Annotated in this window: 16 protein-coding genes; 11 read left to right on the forward strand and 5 right to left on the reverse strand. The window is 69.3% G+C overall.

Annotated features, from left to right (window positions below):
* Genes HNR15_RS06075 through HNR15_RS06100 form a run of 6 tightly spaced genes read left to right on the forward strand, consistent with a single transcriptional unit; the run spans position 1 to position 5,326 of the window.
* Complete coding sequence (locus tag HNR15_RS06075; RefSeq protein ID WP_179479960.1) at positions 1–747, forward strand: 16S rRNA (uracil(1498)-N(3))-methyltransferase; 747 nt, start codon at positions 1–3, stop codon at positions 745–747.
* Positions 748–796: 49 nt separating this feature from the next.
* The gene (locus HNR15_RS06080; protein WP_179479962.1) at positions 797–1,840 is read left to right on the forward strand and encodes a PhoH family protein; all 1,044 of its coding nucleotides are present in this window, start codon (positions 797–799) and stop codon (positions 1,838–1,840) included.
* The gene (ybeY, locus tag HNR15_RS06085) at positions 1,837–2,328 is read left to right on the forward strand and encodes an rRNA maturation RNase YbeY (protein ID WP_179479964.1); all 492 of its coding nucleotides are present in this window, start codon (positions 1,837–1,839) and stop codon (positions 2,326–2,328) included. The genes HNR15_RS06080 and ybeY overlap by 4 nt, the downstream gene beginning before the upstream one ends.
* A 7-nt stretch (positions 2,329–2,335) precedes the next feature.
* Positions 2,336–3,661, forward strand: coding sequence for a CNNM domain-containing protein (locus tag HNR15_RS06090; protein ID WP_179479966.1), 1,326 nt, complete (start codon positions 2,336–2,338; stop codon positions 3,659–3,661).
* On the forward strand, positions 3,658–4,569 hold the full coding sequence (era, locus tag HNR15_RS06095; RefSeq protein WP_179479968.1) for a GTPase Era: 912 nt from the start codon (positions 3,658–3,660) through the stop codon (positions 4,567–4,569). The genes HNR15_RS06090 and era overlap by 4 nt, the downstream gene beginning before the upstream one ends.
* Positions 4,570–4,573: 4 nt before the next feature.
* Positions 4,574–5,326 (forward strand): class I SAM-dependent methyltransferase, encoded by a 753-nt coding sequence (locus tag HNR15_RS06100; RefSeq protein ID WP_179479970.1) that lies wholly within the window; start codon positions 4,574–4,576, stop codon positions 5,324–5,326.
* Here HNR15_RS06100 and HNR15_RS06105 read toward each other — a convergent pair.
* Complete coding sequence (locus tag HNR15_RS06105) at positions 5,316–6,215, reverse strand: SDR family oxidoreductase (protein WP_179479972.1); 900 nt, start codon at positions 6,213–6,215, stop codon at positions 5,316–5,318. The two genes, HNR15_RS06100 and HNR15_RS06105, sit on opposite strands and share 11 nt — an antisense overlap.
* Positions 6,216–6,325: 110 nt before the next feature.
* On the opposite strand from HNR15_RS06105, the gene HNR15_RS06110 reads away from it, so the two are divergent.
* Positions 6,326–6,892: a TetR/AcrR family transcriptional regulator gene (locus HNR15_RS06110; RefSeq protein ID WP_179479974.1), complete on the forward strand. Its 567-nt coding sequence runs from the start codon at positions 6,326–6,328 to the stop codon at positions 6,890–6,892.
* Positions 6,893–7,158: 266 nt separating this feature from the next.
* Positions 7,159–8,382, forward strand: a complete 1,224-nt coding sequence (locus HNR15_RS06115) for an outer membrane protein assembly factor BamB family protein (RefSeq protein ID WP_179479976.1) — start codon at positions 7,159–7,161, stop codon at positions 8,380–8,382.
* 84 nt (positions 8,383–8,466) lie between these two features.
* Here HNR15_RS06115 and HNR15_RS06120 read toward each other — a convergent pair whose 3' ends face one another.
* The 3 genes from HNR15_RS06120 to HNR15_RS06125 all read right to left on the reverse strand — a co-directional run bounded on the left by HNR15_RS06120 (position 8,467) and on the right by HNR15_RS06125 (position 12,328).
* Positions 8,467–9,372 carry an alpha/beta fold hydrolase gene (locus HNR15_RS06120; protein ID WP_218884446.1) on the reverse strand — a complete coding sequence of 302 codons (906 nt, stop codon included), beginning with the start codon at positions 9,370–9,372 and terminating at the stop codon, positions 8,467–8,469.
* A 23-nt stretch (positions 9,373–9,395) separates the two neighbouring features.
* A complete protein-coding gene (locus tag HNR15_RS17930; RefSeq protein WP_246305895.1) occupies positions 9,396–10,754 on the reverse strand; it encodes an HNH endonuclease signature motif containing protein in 1,359 nt (452 codons plus the stop codon).
* 68 nt (positions 10,755–10,822) lie between these two features.
* A complete protein-coding gene (locus HNR15_RS06125) occupies positions 10,823–12,328 on the reverse strand; it encodes a sulfatase family protein (protein WP_218883572.1) in 1,506 nt (501 codons plus the stop codon).
* A 344-nt stretch (positions 12,329–12,672) separates the two neighbouring features.
* Between HNR15_RS06125 and leuA the strand changes: the two genes are divergently transcribed.
* The 3 genes from leuA (at position 12,673) to HNR15_RS06140 (ending at position 17,033) form a co-directional block, all read left to right on the forward strand.
* Positions 12,673–14,415 carry a 2-isopropylmalate synthase gene (gene leuA / locus HNR15_RS06130; RefSeq protein ID WP_179479980.1) on the forward strand — a complete coding sequence of 581 codons (1,743 nt, stop codon included), beginning with the start codon at positions 12,673–12,675 and terminating at the stop codon, positions 14,413–14,415.
* An 84-nt stretch (positions 14,416–14,499) separates the two neighbouring features.
* Positions 14,500–15,732, forward strand: a complete 1,233-nt coding sequence (locus HNR15_RS06135) for an aminotransferase family protein (RefSeq protein ID WP_179479982.1) — start codon at positions 14,500–14,502, stop codon at positions 15,730–15,732.
* 41 nt (positions 15,733–15,773) lie between these two features.
* The gene (locus HNR15_RS06140; RefSeq protein WP_179479984.1) at positions 15,774–17,033 is read left to right on the forward strand and encodes a cytochrome P450; all 1,260 of its coding nucleotides are present in this window, start codon (positions 15,774–15,776) and stop codon (positions 17,031–17,033) included.
* Positions 17,034–17,043: 10 nt separating this feature from the next.
* On the opposite strand, the gene HNR15_RS06145 is transcribed toward HNR15_RS06140, so the two are convergent.
* A complete protein-coding gene (locus HNR15_RS06145) occupies positions 17,044–17,691 on the reverse strand; it encodes an alpha-ketoglutarate-dependent dioxygenase AlkB (protein WP_179479986.1) in 648 nt (215 codons plus the stop codon).
* Positions 17,692–17,774 lie beyond the last annotated feature (83 nt).

Raw genomic sequence — 17,774 nt, forward strand, 5'->3', positions numbered from 1 at the left:
GTGACCGCGCCGATGTTCTACGCCGAGCCCGGGTCGCTGGCACAGGCGAGCGCGGGCGCGGTCATCACGCTCACGGGACCGGAGGGTCGCCACGCCGTGCGGGTTCGCCGGATGGCGCCGGGTGAGCCGGTGCAGCTGTCCGACGGGTCCGGAGTGGTCGCCGTAGGTCGGGTCGACGCGGCCGAGGACGACATGCTGGCGGTCCTCATCGACGCGCTGGAGCGGCCCGATTCCCGCGGACCCCGGTTCGTGCTGGTGCAGGCGCTGGCCAAGGGCGGCCGGGACGAGCTGGCGATCGAGGCGGCCACCGAGCTGGGAGTCGACGCGGTCGTGCCGTGGGCCGCCGAACGCTGCGTCGTGCAGTGGCGGGGGGACCGCGCCGTCCGCTCGCACCGCAAGTGGGAGAGCGTGGTGTCGGCCGCCGCGAAACAGGCGCGTCGGGCCACGCTTCCGGTGGTCGAGCCGCTGGCTACCAGCGCTCAGCTGGCAGATCGCCTGGCCGGTGCGCGGGTGGTGTTGCTCCACGAGGAGGCGACGAGCGCCATCGGCGCGCTGGACCTCGACGGTCTGGGCGACGGCGACCGGGTCGCGCTGGTGGTGGGCCCGGAGGGCGGGGTGAGCGACCAGGAGCGGGCGAGCCTCGTCGCGGCCGGCGCCGACGTCGTACGCCTCGGTCCGTCCGTCCTGCGCAGCTCGACAGCGGGTCCTGCCGCGCTCGCGGTGCTGTCCGCGTGGTTGCGCTGGTGAGCAATTCGGGTCGATCCAGGCCGGATCACGCCCGTAGAATGGCCACACGATGACAGAACAGGACCGCCCCGCCGAGCAGATCGGTCAGCCCGTGACGGCCGGCCACACCGTGCAGATCCCGCCCGACGTGGCCATGGTCACCCTCCTCGGCCCGCGGGACGAGTTGCTGCGCACCATCGAGCGCTCCTTTCCCAACCTGCTGATCCACGTCCGCGGCAACGAGTTCCACCTCGAGGGACTCCCGGCCGACATGGCGCTGGTCGAGGAGCTGATCGACGAGCTGCTCGTCGTCATCGACAACGGTCAGCCGCTCAACCGGGACGCCGTGGAGCGCTCGATCGGAATGCTGCGCTCCAACGCCAACGAACGGCCCGCCGACGTGCTGACGATGAACATCGTGAGCAACCGCGGCCGCACCATCCGGCCCAAGACCCTGGGGCAGAAGCAGTACGTCGACGCCATCGACACCAACACCATCGTCTTCGGCATTGGACCCGCCGGCACCGGCAAGACCTACCTGGCGATGGCCAAGGCGGTCGCGGCGCTGCAGGCCAAGGAGGTCAACCGGATCATCCTGACCCGGCCCGCGGTCGAGGCCGGTGAGCGGCTCGGCTTCCTGCCCGGCACGCTCACCGACAAGATCGACCCCTACCTGCGCCCGCTCTACGACGCGCTGCACGACATGGTCGACCCCGACTCGATGGCCCGCCTGATGGCATCCGGCACCATCGAGGTGGCGCCGCTGGCCTACATGCGCGGACGCACCCTCAACGACGCGTTCATCATCCTGGACGAGGCGCAGAACACCTCTGCCGAGCAGATGAAGATGTTCCTCACCCGGCTCGGTTTCGGCTCCAAGATGGTCGTCACCGGCGACGTCACCCAGGTCGACCTGCCCGGCGGCACGAGCTCCGGTCTGCGGGTCGTGCAGGGCATCCTCGACGGGGTCGACGACGTGCACTTCTCCTACCTGAGCGCGCACGACGTCGTGCGCCACCGGCTGGTCAGCGCGATCGTGCAGGCCTACGACGAGCACGACGCCCATCCCGGCGGGATCCGACGATCGCCCGGTGGGTCCAAGGGCCGTCCGTGAGCATCGACCTGCTCAACGAGACCGAGAGCGACATCGATCTCGATGAGCTGCACGCCTGCGCGACGTACGTGATGGGGGAGCTCGGCGTGCATCCGCAGGCCGATCTGTGCGTGCGGGTCGTCGACGAGCAGGCCATGGAAGTGCTGCACGTGCAGTGGATGGACCTCCCAGGGCCGACCGACGTGATGAGCTTCCCGATGGATGAGTTGCGGCCGAATCGGAGCGGGGACGAACCCGTCGAGGGCGTGCTTGGCGATCTCGTGCTGTGCCCCACCGTCGCGGCGAAACAGGCGGCCGAGGCCGGACACACGACCGAGGAGGAGCTGCTGCTCCTCACGGTGCACGGGCTGCTGCACCTGCTCGGCTACGACCACGCGGAGCCGGACGAGCGACGCGAGATGTTCGAGCTGCAGCGCGTGCTGCTGCTGACGTTCCTCGCCTCGCGGGACCGCCCCGCGGCCAGCATCTCCCCGCCGTCCGGGGAGTGACCGCGCCGTGACCCTGCTGCTGGTCTGCGCGCTGCTCTCGGTGTCGGCGGGATTCGTGTTCGCCGCGACCGAGTCGGCCGTGAGCCGGATGGGGGTGCATCACGTCGAGACCCTCGTGGAGGAGCACCGCCGCGGGGCCCCGGCGCTGCTCGAGCTGGTCAAGGACAGCGGCGCCGTCGCGATGGTGCTCGCCCTGCTGCGTGTGCTCGCCGAGGCGACGGCCGCCGTGCTGGTGACGATCGCGGTCAGCGACGTCGTGAGTTCCTTGTGGGCGCGGCTGGTGGTCGCCATCGGCCTGATGGCCGTGATGTCGTTCGTGCTCGTGGGCGTGTCACCGCGCACGCTGGGCCGTCAGCACGGTGAGGCGATCTCGCTGGCCGTCGCTCCGGTCGTGCTGCGGCTGCGCACCCTGATGGGTCCGGTGGCGCACCTGCTCGTGTCGCTCGGCAACGCCGTGACTCCCGGACGCGGGTTCCGCGACGGGCCCTTCGACTCCGAGGCCGAGCTGCGCGAATACGTCGACCTGGCGACGGATTCAGAGCTCATCGAGGCCGACGAGCGCAAGATGATCCACTCGGTCTTCGAGCTGGGGGACACGCTGGCACGCGAGCTGATGGTGCCGCGTACGGACATGATCACCATCGACCGGGCCAAGACGATGCGTCAGGCGATGTCGCTCTTCCAGCGCTCCGGTTTCTCGCGCATCCCGGTGGTCGACGGGAGCCCGGACGAGATCGAGGGCGTCCTCTACTTCAAGGACGTCGCGGGACGTCTGATCGACGGGCGGGTCGACGCACAGGCGCCGTGCGCGTCGGTGATGCGCGAGGTCGCCTTCGTCCCCGACAGCAAACCGGTCGATGACCTGCTGCGCGAGATGCAGGTGGCCCGCCGGCACTTCGCCATCGTCATCGACGAGTACGGCGGCACGGCCGGGCTGGTCACCCTCGAGGACATCGTCGAAGAGGTCGTCGGCGAGATCGACGACGAATACGACCGTGCGACACCGGGACTGGAGAATCTGGACGACGGCCGGATTCGCGTGCCGGCCCGCATGTCGGTCGACGACTTCGCTGAGCACTTCGACATCACGATCGAGGAGGACGACGTCGACACGGTGGGCGGCCTGCTCACCAAACTGGTCGGCCGGGTGCCGATCCCCGGCGCGACCGCCGACCTGGGCGACCTGCGGATGACCGCCGAACGGATGGCCGGGCGACGTCATCAGCTGGCCACCCTGGTGGTGGAGCGGCTGGCCGCGTCCGATCGTGACGACGCCGGTGCGACACAATCAGCCGACGGCGGGGCGCACCGAGTGGAAGAGAGAGCATCGTGACGGCATACCGGGCGGGATTCGCCGCCCTGGTGGGGCGGCCGAACGCGGGCAAATCGACCCTCACCAATGCACTGGTCGGCAGCAAGGTGGCCATCACCTCGAGCAAGCCGCAGACGACGCGCCACCCGATCCGAGGGATATCGAACACCGAGTCGGCGCAGCTGATCCTGGTCGACACGCCGGGGCTGCACAAGCCCCGCACGCTGCTCGGCAAGCGGCTGAACGACGTGGTGCGCGAGACGTTGCTCGACGTCGACGTGATCGGCTTCTGCCTGCCCGCAGACGAGCGCATCGGACCGGGCGACCAGTTCATCGCCCGCGAGCTCGCCGAGATCCGACGCGGTCGGCGCCGGCCGATCGTGGCCATCGCGACCAAGATCGACACCGTCAATCGGGACCGGGTGGCGCAGCACCTGATGGCGATCGATGCGCTGGGGGAGTGGGACGACATCGTGCCGTGCTCGGCGACCAAGGACGAGCAGGTCGACGTGGTGCGCGAGGTGCTGATGAAGCACCTGCCGGAGTCCCCGCAGCTCTACCCCGACGACGTCATCACCGACGAGCCGCAGCTGGTCATGATCGCCGAGCTGGTGCGCGAGGCCGCCCTGGAGGGTGTCCGCGACGAGATGCCGCACAGCCTCGCCGTCGTGGTCGAGGAGATGGTGCCCCGCGAGGGGCGCGCTCCCGGCAAGGAGCTGCTCGACGTACGCGTCAACGTCTACGTCGAGCGGGACAGCCAGAAGGCGATCATCATCGGACGCGCTGGCGCGCGGTTGCGCGAGGTCGGCACGAACGCCCGCGTCGAGATCGAGCGGGTGCTCGGCCAACGGGTCTACCTCGACCTGCACGTGAAGATCGCCAAGGACTGGCAGCGCGACCCCAACCAGCTGTCGAAGCTGGGCTTCTGACGGGATGGCCGACGACGACAACGCCGCCTGGGCGGAGTTCGGCGACACCCTGCGGCTGCCCATCGACGAGGAGTCGGACTACCTCTTCGGGATCCCTTGGAAGCAGGCGGCGTTCATCGGCGACCGGCCGCTGATCGACATCGGTTGCGGCAGCGGACTCACGACCGTCGCGCTGGCCGATCGTTTCCCGAGCGCCGAGATCCTCGCCGTCGAACCCGATCCGCTGACCCGATCGCTGCTGATGCTGCGGGTTGCCGAGCGCGCCGAGATGCGTTCGCGCACCACGGTGCTCGCGGAGTCGATCCTCGACGTGTGGCTCCCTCCGAACTGCGGCGGGGCGCTGCTCTTCAACGTCATCTACTTCCTCGGTGGACGGGCGCGCGACGCGTTCTGGACCCGGATGGCCGACGTCCTGGCTCCCGGCGCGCCCATCCTGATGAGCCGCTCGTACGGCGGCGTGCCCAACGAGCCGGTCGAGCGGCATCTGGTGAAGTCGGCCACGATGGGCCACCACGAGTACCAGCGCTGGTTCGAGGCGCACCCCGCCGGCGACGGCCGAGTGGAGATCACCAACACGTACCTGGTGCTGCGGGACGGTGAGCAGGTGCGTTCGGTGCGCACGCGCGACACGGCGTTCGGGCTGGACGAGGAACTGATCCTGTCCGAGATCCCGATCGGGAAGTTCTCGATCGAGGAGATCGACGAGAAGTACATCGCGGTCCGCCGCCAGCAGGACCTGGGCCGCGTCAGGCGCTGAAGTAGTGACCCTCGTCCAGGTCGGCGATCAGACCCTGATGGGTGGGTGTCCACGCGACCAGGTCGCGGGTGATGGCCGACGAGGCCGGTGAATCCATGCCGAACAGGGCGCCGATCCATCCGAAGTGGCGCTCGGCGTCGTCGGGGGCGATGGACCTGACCGGCAGTCCGAGGCCGCGGCTGATGGCCTCGGCGATCGCCCGCGTGGTCACGCCCTCCTCGCTCACGCCGTGCAGCGCGGATCCGGCTGGGGCCTTCTCCAGTGCGAGTCGGAACAGGTGCGCGGCATCGAGCCGATGCACGGCCGGCCAGCGGTTGGCGCCATCGCCGAGGTAGGCGGAGAATCCCCGGTCTCGAGCGATCTGCACCAGGGTGGACATGAAGCCGTGGTCGCCGTCGCCGTGCACGGTCGGCGAGAGGCGCACGGCCGATGAGCGGACCCCCTGCGACGCCAGCGCCAGTGTCCGCTGCTCCGTGCCCATCCGGGGCGAGCTATTCGGGTCCGGCGAGAAGTCCTCTGTCGCAACGGCTCCCGGCCGCAGCCCGAGAAGTCCTGAGGCGATCACGAGGGGGCGGTCCGAACCTTTGAGCGCCTCGCCCATGGCCTCGATCGCACGCTGGTCGGCGTCGGCCGCGCCCTGGAAGTCGCCGGTGAAGGCGATGTCGTGCTTGAACGCCGTGTGGACCACCCCGTCGGATCCGGCAGCGGCCTGGTGCAGGGCGTCCAGGTCATCGAGGCCGCCACGATGCACCTGTGCGCCCGCGGCGGTGACGGCGGCTGCCGACGTGTCCGACCGTGCCAACCCGACCACGTCGTGACCTGCGGCGAGCAGCTCGGCGACGAGGGCGGAACCGATCCATCCGGATGCACCGGTGACGAATACGCGCATAGGGGAGAACCTCCGGTCGAACCCGCGGCGCACCGCGGAAAGTTGATGTCAGTTGCTGTCATCAACGGTAGCACTGCATGTCAGCAACTGTCATCACCTAGGATCCCGTCATGGGTCGATGGGAGCCGGGGGCGCGCGAGCGGCTCGAACAGGCCGCGATGGAGCTCTTCCTGGAGCGCGGTTTCGAGCAGACGACCGTCGCCGAGATCGCGTCCCGGGCGGGGCTGACCGAGCGCACCTTCTTCCGGTACTTCGCCGACAAGCGGGAGGTGCTCTTCTCCGGAGCGGGTGAGCTGCAGGAGTTGTTCGTCAGCGCGGTGTCGGCCACCCCGGCGGCCACCGCACCGATGGATGCCGTGGCCGCTGCCCTGGCCGTGGTGGCGCCGTTCCTGCAGGAGCGTGGGGCCTTCGCAAGCCGCCGCCAGGACGTCATCACCGCGCACGACGACCTGCGCGAGCGTGAGCTGGTGAAACTGGCCTCGCTCGCGTCGGCCATCGCGGCGACGCTGCGCGAGAGGGGCGTGGCCGAGCCGGCAGCCAGCCTCGCGGCGGAGGCGGGGATCGCGGTCTTCAAGGTCGCCTTCGAACGCTGGCAGGAAGCCCCCACGGACCTGGACTTCGCTCGCGTGATCGAGGAGTGTCTGGGCGAGCTGAAGGTCGTGACCGCAACCTCCTGACGGGGCGGGCGACGCCGTGAGTGAATGAGTGCGTGAGGGGATCCCGTAGCACCGGTGCGAGGGCGAGATCCGTCGTCCTCGGTGCGGCGATGACCGCCGCCGCATTGGCAGCGTGCAGCACGCAGGGTCCGGGTGGTCACGAGACCACCTCGGGAGCGATTGCCCCCACGTCAGCGCCGACGTCGACGTCGACGACCGGCTCGTCGTCCGCTACGAGGAGCAGCACCTGGCTGAGCTACCACGCGAGCGGATCGCGGAAGGCAGCCGTGGCGTACGGCGTGCCGCGCCGATCGCCGCACAAGGCCTGGTCCGCCGACCTCGGCGGCGCCGTACGCGGTCAGGCGCTCGTCTTCGGCGGCCACGTGCTCGCTGCCACCGAGAAGAACATGGTGGTCGCGCTGGATCCGTCGACCGGCCGTGTGGTGTGGTCGCAGACTCTCGGTCGACCGCTCACCGACGTCGCAGGTCGTTCGGGGTGCGGCAACATCGACCCGCTCGGCATCACGAGCACGCCCGTGATCGATGCCGCGACCGGCACGATGTACGTCGTCGCCGAGATCGACGACGGCAACGGTTCGGTGCACCACCAGCTCTTCGGTCTCGACGCTGCGAGCGGCGCGGTGCGGGTCGACGTACCAGCCGATCCTCCAATCACCGGTGGCCAGCAGGCGATCCACCTCCTGCAGCGGGCCGGGCTGGCATTCAGCGGGGGCCGGGTGATCGTGTCCTACGGCGGCAACTCTGGCGACTGCGGGAACTATCACGGGTGGGTCGTGTCGATCGACGCGCAACACCCCGGTGACCTGACGTCGTTCGAGGTGGCTTCCGACGGGGAGGGCGGAGCGATCTGGCAGTCCGGAGGCGCCCCCGCCATCGATGCGGGCGGCAACATCTTCGTCACCTCCGGGAACGCCAATCCCGATCCGCCGCAAGGGGGTCCGGATCCGAAGAAGTACACCGAGAGCGTCATCAAGCTCGACGCCGCGTTGAAGCCCCTCGCGTCGTACAAGGACGTCGTGGCGGGCGGGGACGAGGACCTGTCCACAGCGAACCCGGTGCTGCTCCCGGGTGGCTTGGTGTTCGCGGTCGGCAAGACCGACATCGGCTTCCTGCTGCGCGCGAGTGACCTCACGGTGGTCGCGAAGGTCCCGCATATCTGCGGCAGCGATCCCGACGGTGGACCGGCATACGACGCGCACACTCAGAAGCTCTTCGTGCCCTGTCGGGGTGGCGGCATCCAGGTCGTCGACATCGCGCAGCGGTCCCGGGGCCGGTTGCTCTCCGGCGCGGACAGTTCGCCGGTCGTGTTGGCCGGCACCGTCTGGGCGCTGAACTCCGACGAGGGCAAGGTGGTCGGTTACGACCCGTCCACGGGGGTGAGGGTGGGAACGGCCGACGTCGGCGCCGATCTCCCGGTCTTCGAGTCGCCCAGCGCGCTCCCGGGGATGATGCTCGTGCCGACGGCGACCGGCGTCACGGCGTTCGACTGAGCGCGTCACTCGTGGGGCTGCACCTGGGGTCTCCGCGGCCGCTGGGATCCGAACGCCCCCTGACCCGGGCGTCCGTCCTCGCTCTCAGGTCGAGCCTGGCGCCGACTTCGAGGATCCGACACCCGCGATGAATGCCTCGAGCGCGCTGGCAAGTGCTTCGGGAGCTTCCAGCGCCGGGTGGTGACCGACTGAGTCGAGGTGGACGACGGTGACGTCGGTCGACACGGCTCGCCGCATCGTCTCGGCCGTGGAGGGGTGGCTCATGGCGCCCACTGCCAGCACCGGGACCCGGAGGGAGTTGCTCTCGGCCAGAGCCTTGATGTCATCGCCCTCGGAGAGCGCGGAGGCGTAGAGCCCGTGGATGCCGCGCCAGCCATCGGGCCGCTCGTAGGTGCGGGTGAATTCGTCGAGGTCGGTGTCGGTGACGGCGCCGGGCACGAGCGTGAGGTGCGGATACCAGAGCCGGGCGGCGTACTCACGGAATCGACCGGTGAAGACGAATTCAGCGATGCCGGGGGTGGCCAGCGCGCCGACGTGCCAGGCGCCACCGTGGGCAACGTCGGCGAAGCGTTCCCATCCGAAGCCGCTGAGGCCCGTTTCGATGGCGGTGAGGCTGAGGACGTCGTCGGGGTAGGTGGCCGCGACACGGAAGACGGTGTTACCGGCGATGTCCTGGCCGGTGAGATGAACCGGACCCCAGCCGAGTTGAGCGATCAGCTCGTGCAGCGCCCTGGCGGCGAGCATGCTGCCGAAGTCGGAGTCGTCGGCGGCGGAGTCGCCGACGCCCGGCAGGTCGACAGCTATGACCCGGTGCTCGGTCGCCAGCAGGGGCAGCAGTTTGTGGAACGCCCACCAAGTCTCGGGGAAGCCGTGCACGAGCAGAACCGGCTCGCCGCTCGTGCCGGCCGTGACGTAGTGGATCTCGGTGCCGGCGACGGCAGCCGTGTGGTGCTCGGCCCCGGGCACGGCGGGGGACAGGCTCTGGGTCACGGCGAACCTTTCGTTGTGATGAGTCAGCTCGATGTGCCGCCATTGTCCGTCGGCTCGGGACGACCTCGGCGGTGGAATCTGACCTGGTCCAGGTGGAGGATCTCGTTGGTGGGTCCGGTGTAGCGCGGTGGTGCTGGCCGTACCGGGGGTGGTGCTGGCCGTACCGGGGGTGGTGTTGCGTCGGGTGGGGCGGTGCCGACGGCGGGTTCGATCGGGTGGCCGTGGCGGGTGGCGAATCGGAACCGTCCGGGGCGACCGCCGCTTGGTCGGATGGTGAAGTCGCCTGCGTGGTGGCGGTCGTGGTGGTGGGGGCACAGGCTGATCAGGTTGGCGATGTTGGTGGGTCCGCCGTCGGCCCAGTGGGTGATGTGGTGGCATTCCAGGTGGTGGATGGCTGCGCAGCCGGGGTAGGTGCAGCCGCGGTCGCGGTCTTCGACTAGGCGGCGGGTGCGGCGCGGGACGATGCGGTGGGCGCGTCCGACGTTGACGGGGGTGCCGCCGGTTTCCCAGACGGGTTGGAGCACCCCGTCGCAGGTCCATTTGCGTAGCAGGTGCGGGGGTAGGGCGCCGCGTGTGGTCAGCCAGCCTTGGCCGGTGGTGTCCAGGTGCAGGTAGATCCGGAATTTGTCGGCCCGGCCGGCGACGTCGGTGGTGCCGACGTGCAGGGAGCGGGTCGCCAGGTGGGCCATCGCGTCGGCCATCCGCACCCGCCGGCCCGGTGGGTCCTCGGTGGGTGCCGAGGTGCCCGCAGCCGCTAGGAACAGGGCGTCCTTGGCCTCGATCAGGGCTTGTTGGACCAGGGCGCCGATGTCGGCGGGTGCGGAGTAGGTCAGGTGGAACCGGTCGTGGTCGCACCACATCGACAGTTCCGCCGGTTGCGCCGCGACCGAGAACGGGTCTGGTGGGGCCGGCGGGGTGTCCGCCTCGTCGGTGGGGGTGGCGAAGTCGTACTTGACCAGCGCCCGGCGCAACTGCGGGACGGTGGCGTGCACCGCCAGGTCCACCACGGTTTCGTCGCACCCGACCGGGGTGTGCGCGGCGACCACGGCGGCCTGACCCAACGAGAGCCGCCCGGCGTGCACCTCCCGGGACAGGGCCGGTAGCTCGGCGGACCGGGTCGCGATCCGGACCAGGTCGCGAGCGGTGGCGGGGGAGACCCCGGCGAAGCAGGTCAACCAGTGCTCGGGGGACCGGATCCCACCGATCGCCCACGACTCGTGCTCGATCAGGCCGGCCACCAGGTCGATCAGGTCGGCATGCGCGGCGTTCAACCGCCCACAGATCGCCCCGACCTCATCCAACGGGTCCGTTGCCGAAAGAGCAGCAGGCACAGCACCGCCCGCGCTGTCACTGACAGCTGCGAGACCCTGTGTCGAACTCATGTATGAATTCAATCACCGACCACCGACAGGCCCTCAACACTTCGCGAGAGGACCAGCGGCCGTTGAAATCAGACCCGCGCAGCGGCCTGGCAGGCAGCTGCTCCCTTGCACTTCTCCAGTGCGGCAAGCGCTGTCCGCAGGCTGGCGGGCACCGCCTTCGAGCCCAGGTTGTGCAGCTCGTACGGATCCTTCGCGGTGTCGTAGAACTCCTCCTCGCCGCTCGCGTAGCGCACATAGAGCGCGTCGGGTGTCCGCACCGCCTCGTACGACGGTGGGTCGGCCGCCTTCTTTCCCTGTCGGTCCGGGTCGCCGGGGGTGTTGTCCGGCCCGTGATGCTCGATGAGCACCGCCTGTGGCGCATCGGCCGGGGGCTTGCCGTGCCACGCATCGACCATGCTGACCCCGTCCACCGTGGACGGGACGGTCGCGCCGGCCAACGACTCGAACGTCGGGGCGAGGTCGACATTCGACATCGGCTGGGTGACGGTGCGATCAGCCGGCACCCCGGGACCCGACACGATCATCGGCACGTGGATGTCGGTGTCGAACGCGGTCTGCTTTCCTGCGGTCAGGCGGTATTCGCCCATGTGGTAGCCGTTGTCGGAGCTGAAGACGATGTACGTGTTGTCCGCGATGCCCTTGGCCTGCAGTGTCTTCCGGACGTTGCCGATCAGGTCGTTCACAGCGAGGTCGGCCTCGACGCGTTTGCGGTAGCCGTTGAGGAGCTTCTTCTCCTGCCCCGCCTTGAGGGTCGGCCGGCCCTTGAGCCAGGACGGCGGATTGCTCGGCAGCGCGTCGTACGCCGGGGTCTTCGGGTACGCCAGGCCCTGAGCGGCGGACGCGTACCGCGGTGCTGGGGTGTACGGCGCATGCGGGGCGAAGGTCGCGACCTGGAGCATGAACGGCTTCCCGCTGCTGGCCGAGGCGCTGATGAACGAATCAGCCTTCCCCGACAGCACATCCACCATGTAGTCGTTGGCCGAGTGCCCGTACTTCACCTGCTTGCCGTTCTCGTTGAGCGTGTAGTTGAACTCGGGGTATCCGTTTCCCGCGACGTCCCACTCGTCCCAGCCCGCGGGCTTCGGATCGGTGGGCTGGTAGCCGTTCAGGTACTTGCCCATGAACCCGGTCGTGTACCCCGCTTTCTGCATCGACAACGCGTAGCTCTTCTGCGCGTCGCCGTTCTTGTTGTACGCGTCGTACCCGCCGTCGCTGCCGGAGTTGGTGAACACCCCGTCGTTGTGCGGATATTCGCCGGTGAAGATCGCCGACCGCGAGGGGCAGCACAACGAATCGACCACCCGGTAGTTCGACATCGTCGTGCCGGCCTTCTGCAGAGCCTGCACCTGCGGCATGTGGCTGATCAGGTTCATCGACAGGTCGTCGGTCAGCACGAAGACCACGTTCGGCTTGCCCGAGGTCGAGCCTGAACCCGAGCCCGAGCCCGAGGTCGAGCCGCTGGTCGCCGCCGTCGTCGTCGGTGCGCCGCCGGTGGAGCAGCACGCGAGCACGGTGGCGAATGCCACGGCCACCGCGCATGCCATCACTTGCCGGACCAGTCGTTGCCGCGTCATGTCGTCCTCTTCCCGCTGGAATGTCCGCCTGTCGCGAACGTAGGAAGGCACCCTGGGTGCAGGGAGCGACTTCCTGTGCCGTGCCTGTGCGAGTGCCCGCAATGACGGGTGTGAGAGGAGCTCGACGGCGACGGGTCTTCACAGCCTGCGACGCCATGCGTCCCGGTATGTGGACTCGCTTCCCACCCTGTGGACGCCGTCGCGGAGCGCCGCCTACAGTGTCAGACGTGCGTGCGGCATACGGACTCCTTCTTCGCTGCCGCGGCGGGGCCTGACTTTCGGCCTTCCTCGCCGCGGAGGTCGTGCTGCCCGGGCCGAGCCCAACCGCAACCAAAGGCGAGTCCATGATCCACCCCCAGCAGCCCTCGGGGATGCCGACCGGCAAGTACGCACCCTTCGACCAGCAGATCACCGTCGACCTGCCCGACCGCACCTGGCCGGACAAGACGGTCACCGAGGCCCCGCGCTGGTGCGCGGTCGACCTGCGCGACGGCAACCAGGCACTCATCGACCCGATGAACGCCGAGCGCAAGATGCGCATGTTCAAGCTCCTGGTGCGGATGGGGTACAAGGAGATCGAGGTCGGCTTCCCCAGCGCGAGCCAGACGGATTTCGACTTCGTCCGCGAGCTGATCGACGGCGGCCACATCCCGGACGACGTGACCATCCAGGTGCTGACGCAGTGCCGGGACGCGTTGGTGGAGCGCACCTTCGACGCCATCCGCGGGTCGAAGACGGCGATCGTGCATTTCTACAACTCCACGTCCGTGCTGCAGCGGCGCGTCGTCTTCGGGATGGACCAGGACGGCATCGTCGACATCGCGCTGCAGGGCGCGCGGCTGTGCCGCAAGCTGGAGGAGACGGTCGCCGACACCGACGTCTACTACGAGTACTCGCCGGAGTCCTACACGGGCACCGAGCTGGAGTTCGCACTGCGGATCTGCAACGAGGTCATCGACGTCATCGACCCGACGCCGGACCACAAGATGATCATCAACCTGCCCGCGACCGTGGAGATGGCGACGCCGAACGTCTACGCCGACTCGATCGAGTGGATGTCGCGGCGCATCAACCGTCGCGAGAGCGTGATGCTGTCGCTGCACCCGCACAACGACCGCGGTGAGGGCGTCGCGGCCGCCGAGCTGGGCTACCTCGCCGGCGCGGATCGCATCGAAGGCTGCCTCTTCGGCAACGGCGAGCGCACCGGCAACGTGTGCCTGGTGACACTGGGCATGAATCTGTTCAGTCAGGGCGTCGACCCGCAGATCGACTTCTCCGATATGGACGACATCCGCCGCACCGTGGAGCACTGCAATCAGCTGGACGTCGACGAGCGTCACCCCTGGGGCGGCGACCTGGTCTACACCGCCTTCTCCGGATCGCACCAGGACGCCATCAAGAAGGGCTTCGAGGCCATGGAGCGGGACGCCGCGGCGGCAGGCAAGAGCGTCGACGACATCTTCTGGGGTGTGCCCTACCTGCCCATCGACCCGCACGACATCGGCCGCACGTACGAGGCCGTCGTACGCGTGAACTCGCAGTCGGGCAAGGGCGGTTCGGCGTACATCCTCAAGGCCGAGCACGGTCTGGACCTGCCGAAGCGCCTGCAGATCGAGTTCAGCGGGGTGGTGCAGCGACGCACCGACACCGAGGGTGGCGAGGTCAGCTCCGCCCAGCTGTGGCAGCTCTTCAGCGACGAGTACCTGCCCGGCACCGGCGAGGGCGAGAGCGCATGGGGTCGCTTCGCGCCGATCGGTTACCAGGTCGACAGCGTCGGAGGCCAGGACCACGTCGTGGTGCAGCTGACCGACCGCTCCGAGCCCGTCACGGTCGAGGGCTGGGGCAACGGGCCGATCGCGGCGTTCGTCGACGCTCTCGCGAAGGTGGGATCCGACGTCCGGGTCCTGGACTACGCCGAGCACGCGATGACCGCCGGTGGCGATGCGCGGGCCGCGGCGTACCTGGAGTGCGCCATCGGCGACCGGGTGATCTGGGGCGTCGGGGTGCACAGCTCGATCGTGCGCGCCTCGATGACCGCGATCCTGTCGGCGGTCAACCGCGCCGAGCGGGAGTCCGCCCTGGTCTGAACACCCTCGCGGCCGCACCCGGTGGTCCCGATACGGTCTCACCGGGTGCGGACACGCCGCGCCGGGAGTTGTAGGGAGGCGTCGATGGGCGCGTTGTGGCATCCGTTCAGCGATATGGGCGCGGTCGAGCGCGACGGCGAGTTCGTCATCACCCGCGGTGAGGGCGCCTACGTCTTCGACGACTACGGCCAGCGCTACCTCGACGCCACGGCGGGCCTGTGGTTCGCGAACGTCGGGCACGGGCGCAGTGAACTCGCCGACGCCGCGGCCGAGCAGATGCGCACCATCGCGGCGTACTCCACCTTCGGTGACTTCACCACGGACGTCACCGTGCAGCTGGCCGAGCGTCTGGCCGGGATCGCCCCGGTGCCCGGCTCGAAGGTCTTCTTCACCTCGGGCGGGTCCGACTCGATCGAGACCGCCGCCAAGATCGCCCGCCGCTACTGGGTCGAGCGCGGCGAACCGACCCGCCGCATCCTCGTCGGGCGTGACAAGGCCTACCACGGCATGCACTACGCCGGTACGTCGCTCGCCGGCATCCCGGGCAACCACGACGGGTACGGCGAGCTGGTCGCCGACCAGGCGCATGTCGCCTGGGACGACCCGGAGGACCTGCGCGCCACCATCGAGCGGCTCGGGCCGCAGAACGTCGCGGCGTTCTTCTGCGAGCCGGTGATGGGCGCGGGCGGGGTCTACCCGCCGCCGGAGGACTACCTGCTCGCGGTCCGCAAGATCTGTGGTGAGTACGAGGTGCTCTTCGTCGCCGACGAGGTGGTCACCGGCTTCGGTCGGATCGGCGGATCCTGGTTCGCCTCATCGCGCTTCGGCCTCGAGCCGGACTTCGTGACGACCGCCAAGGGCCTCACCTCGGGGTACGTGCCGATGGGCGCGGTCTTCGTGGCGCCCAAGGTGGCGGCGCCGTTCTTCGAGACCGACGCAGGGCGTTGGCTGCGGCACGGTTACACCTACTCGGGCCACGCCGTCGCGGCGGCCGTCGCTCTGGCCAACCTCGACATCATCGAGCAGGAGGGGCTGCTCGACGAGGCACTGCGGCTGCAGGAGACGCTCACCGAGCAGCTGAGCCCGCTGGCGCACCACGCTGCGGTGACCGAAGTGCGTTGCGGGACAGGTGCACTCGCCGCGGTTCAGCTCGCGGATGCCCCCAGCGCGATGGCCTTGGCGAAGGCGCTGCGGCTGCGCGGTGTGTCGACCCGGCCGGTCGGTGCCGGTGGCATCCAGATCTCGCCCGCGTTGATCATGACCGATGACCAGGTGACGGAGATGGCCGAGGCCATCGGGGCCGCGCTCGACGACTGAGCGGGCGCGGGCAGGTCGCACGACGAGGCAGAGTGGTGGTCATGGCCGACGCGACGCAGCTGAAGCAGACCGTGAGGTTCGCGACGAGCCTCTACGCGGACAAGGGAGCCCGCGCCTACCACGCCTTCGTCCGGCGCGAACCCCTGTCGCAGCTCGCCTACGGTCACCGTCTGCGCGACCCCTACCCCAACTACGAGGTGGTACGTGCGCGAGGGCCGTTCGTACGCAACAGGTTCGGACACCCCACCTCGGTCGATCACGCGATATGCAACGAGATCCTGCGTAGTCGCCGCTTCGGCCCCCGGGCCGAGCACGAAGCGTCCGGGCCCGGCGGCGAGGAGGGGGACCTGTCCTTCCTCACCTACAACCCACCCGACCACACCCGGTTGCGGCGGCTGGTCGCTCCCGCGTTCGGTCCGCGCCAGATGCGGGGCTACCGCGGCCTGATCGAGCAGACGGTCGACGACCTGCTGGACGACGTCGAAGAGCGGGGGAGTTTCGACCTCGTGTCGGGCTTCGCCTCACCGCTGCCCATCGCGGTGATCAGCCGGATGATGGGCATCCCCGACTCCGAGACCGAGGGATTCGCGACGTACGGCGCCGCCATCGGCACGGCACTGTCCGGGGTGACTTCCCTGCGCCATGCCGCCCGACTGATGCAGGCGAGCCGCGCGCTGACAGACGTCTTCACGCGGCTGTTCGAGCTGCGTCGTCGTGAACCGCACGACGACGTGATCTCGCATCTGGTGGCGGCGCAGGGCGAGTCCATCACCCCTGAGGAGATGGTGCCGCTGTGCACGCTGCTGCTCCTGGCGGGTTTCGAGACCACCGTCAACGCGATCGGCAACGGCGTGCTGGCCCTCATGGAGCACCGGGACCAGTGGGAGCGACTGGTCGCCGACCCGGGCCTCGCGGGCGGCGCGGTCGAGGAGGTGCTGCGCTTCGACGCGCCGGTGCAGGGCACGTCGCGGGTCTCCTTCGACGACACCGTCATCCGTGGCACGCCGATCGGACGGGATGAGTTGGTGCAGCTGCGGATCGGCGGAGCGAACCGCGATCCGACGGTGTTCGATCAGCCGGACCGGTTCGACATCACCCGGCCGAACGCCGCCGAGCATCTGGCCTTCTCCGGCGGCATCCACTACTGCCTGGGCGCACCGCTGGCCCGCCTCGAGCTGGCGGTCGTCTTCGGCGCCCTCGCCCGGCGTCTGCCGCAACTACGCCGCGCAGACAGGCCCGTGCGGTATCGCCGTTCGCTGGTCATCCACGGACCGGCCGCGCTGCCGATGCGCGTGCGCTGACCCCGTGACCTCAGCGGATGTCGTGCGGGCGGAACTGGATGCTGATGCGCGGTCCGACCGGTGTGCTCGTCTTGGGCACGGCATGCTCCCAGGTGCGCTGGCACGAGCCGCCCATCACCAGCAGGTCGCCGTGGCCGAGCACGTGCCGCACGGTCCGCCCGGCCCCGCCTCCCACCGGGCGCAGCACCAGTGCCCGCGGCGCGCCGATCGAGACGATCGCGACCATGGTGTCCTGCCGGGAGGCGCGCCCCTCCCGGTCGCCGTGCCACGTGACCGAGTCGCGCCCGTCGCGGTAGAGGCACATGCCGACCGTGGTGAACGGTTCGCCCAGCTCCTCGCGGTAGTGCGCCGACAACATCGAACGCGCTTGCGCCAGCACCGGATCGGGCCACGGTTCGCTTTCGCCGTAGAACCGCAGCAGCCGGGGAGTGGCGACCTCCTTGTCCCACATCACCCGCCGCTCGCTGCGCCAGTCGACTCCCGCCGCGCCGCCCAGCGTGAGGCGGGTGAACAGCTCGTCGGCGCCCGTCAGCCATCCTGGCCGCACGTCGATCCATGCGCCGTGGGAGAGCGGCGTACGACGGACACCGGTGTCGAGGGTGCGCAGCCCGACGTCCTCGACCTGATCGAGCAGCGATCCTTGGAGCACGAAGGTCATGATCACGACGATAGACGTATGTTCGAATCGATGCCAGGGGTGTGCAGAATCACGCTTCAAGCGTCGCGTCCGCAACAAGAGCA

Origin of the sequence: Allobranchiibius huperziae (assembly GCF_013410455.1) — a bacterium.
Classification (GTDB): Bacteria; Actinomycetota; Actinomycetes; order Actinomycetales; family Dermatophilaceae; genus Allobranchiibius; species Allobranchiibius huperziae.

Excerpts from the sequence above, each read along its gene's own strand:
- HNR15_RS06080 (WP_179479962.1), top strand. The coding sequence starts at position 797 with ATGACAGAACAGGACCGCCCCGCCGAGCAGATCGGTCAGCCCGTGACG.
- HNR15_RS06100 (WP_179479970.1), top strand. The coding sequence starts at position 4,574 with ATGGCCGACGACGACAACGCCGCCTGGGCGGAGTTCGGCGACACCCTG.
- HNR15_RS06105 (WP_179479972.1), bottom strand. The coding sequence starts at position 6,215 with ATGCGCGTATTCGTCACCGGTGCATCCGGATGGATCGGTTCCGCCCTC.
- HNR15_RS06110 (WP_179479974.1), top strand. The coding sequence starts at position 6,326 with ATGGGTCGATGGGAGCCGGGGGCGCGCGAGCGGCTCGAACAGGCCGCG.
- HNR15_RS17930 (WP_246305895.1), bottom strand. The coding sequence starts at position 10,754 with ATGAGTTCGACACAGGGTCTCGCAGCTGTCAGTGACAGCGCGGGCGGT.
- HNR15_RS06125 (WP_218883572.1), bottom strand. The coding sequence starts at position 12,328 with ATGACGCGGCAACGACTGGTCCGGCAAGTGATGGCATGCGCGGTGGCC.
- leuA (WP_179479980.1), top strand. The coding sequence starts at position 12,673 with ATGATCCACCCCCAGCAGCCCTCGGGGATGCCGACCGGCAAGTACGCA.
- HNR15_RS06135 (WP_179479982.1), top strand. The coding sequence starts at position 14,500 with ATGGGCGCGTTGTGGCATCCGTTCAGCGATATGGGCGCGGTCGAGCGC.
- HNR15_RS06140 (WP_179479984.1), top strand. The coding sequence starts at position 15,774 with ATGGCCGACGCGACGCAGCTGAAGCAGACCGTGAGGTTCGCGACGAGC.
- HNR15_RS06145 (WP_179479986.1), bottom strand. The coding sequence starts at position 17,691 with ATGACCTTCGTGCTCCAAGGATCGCTGCTCGATCAGGTCGAGGACGTC.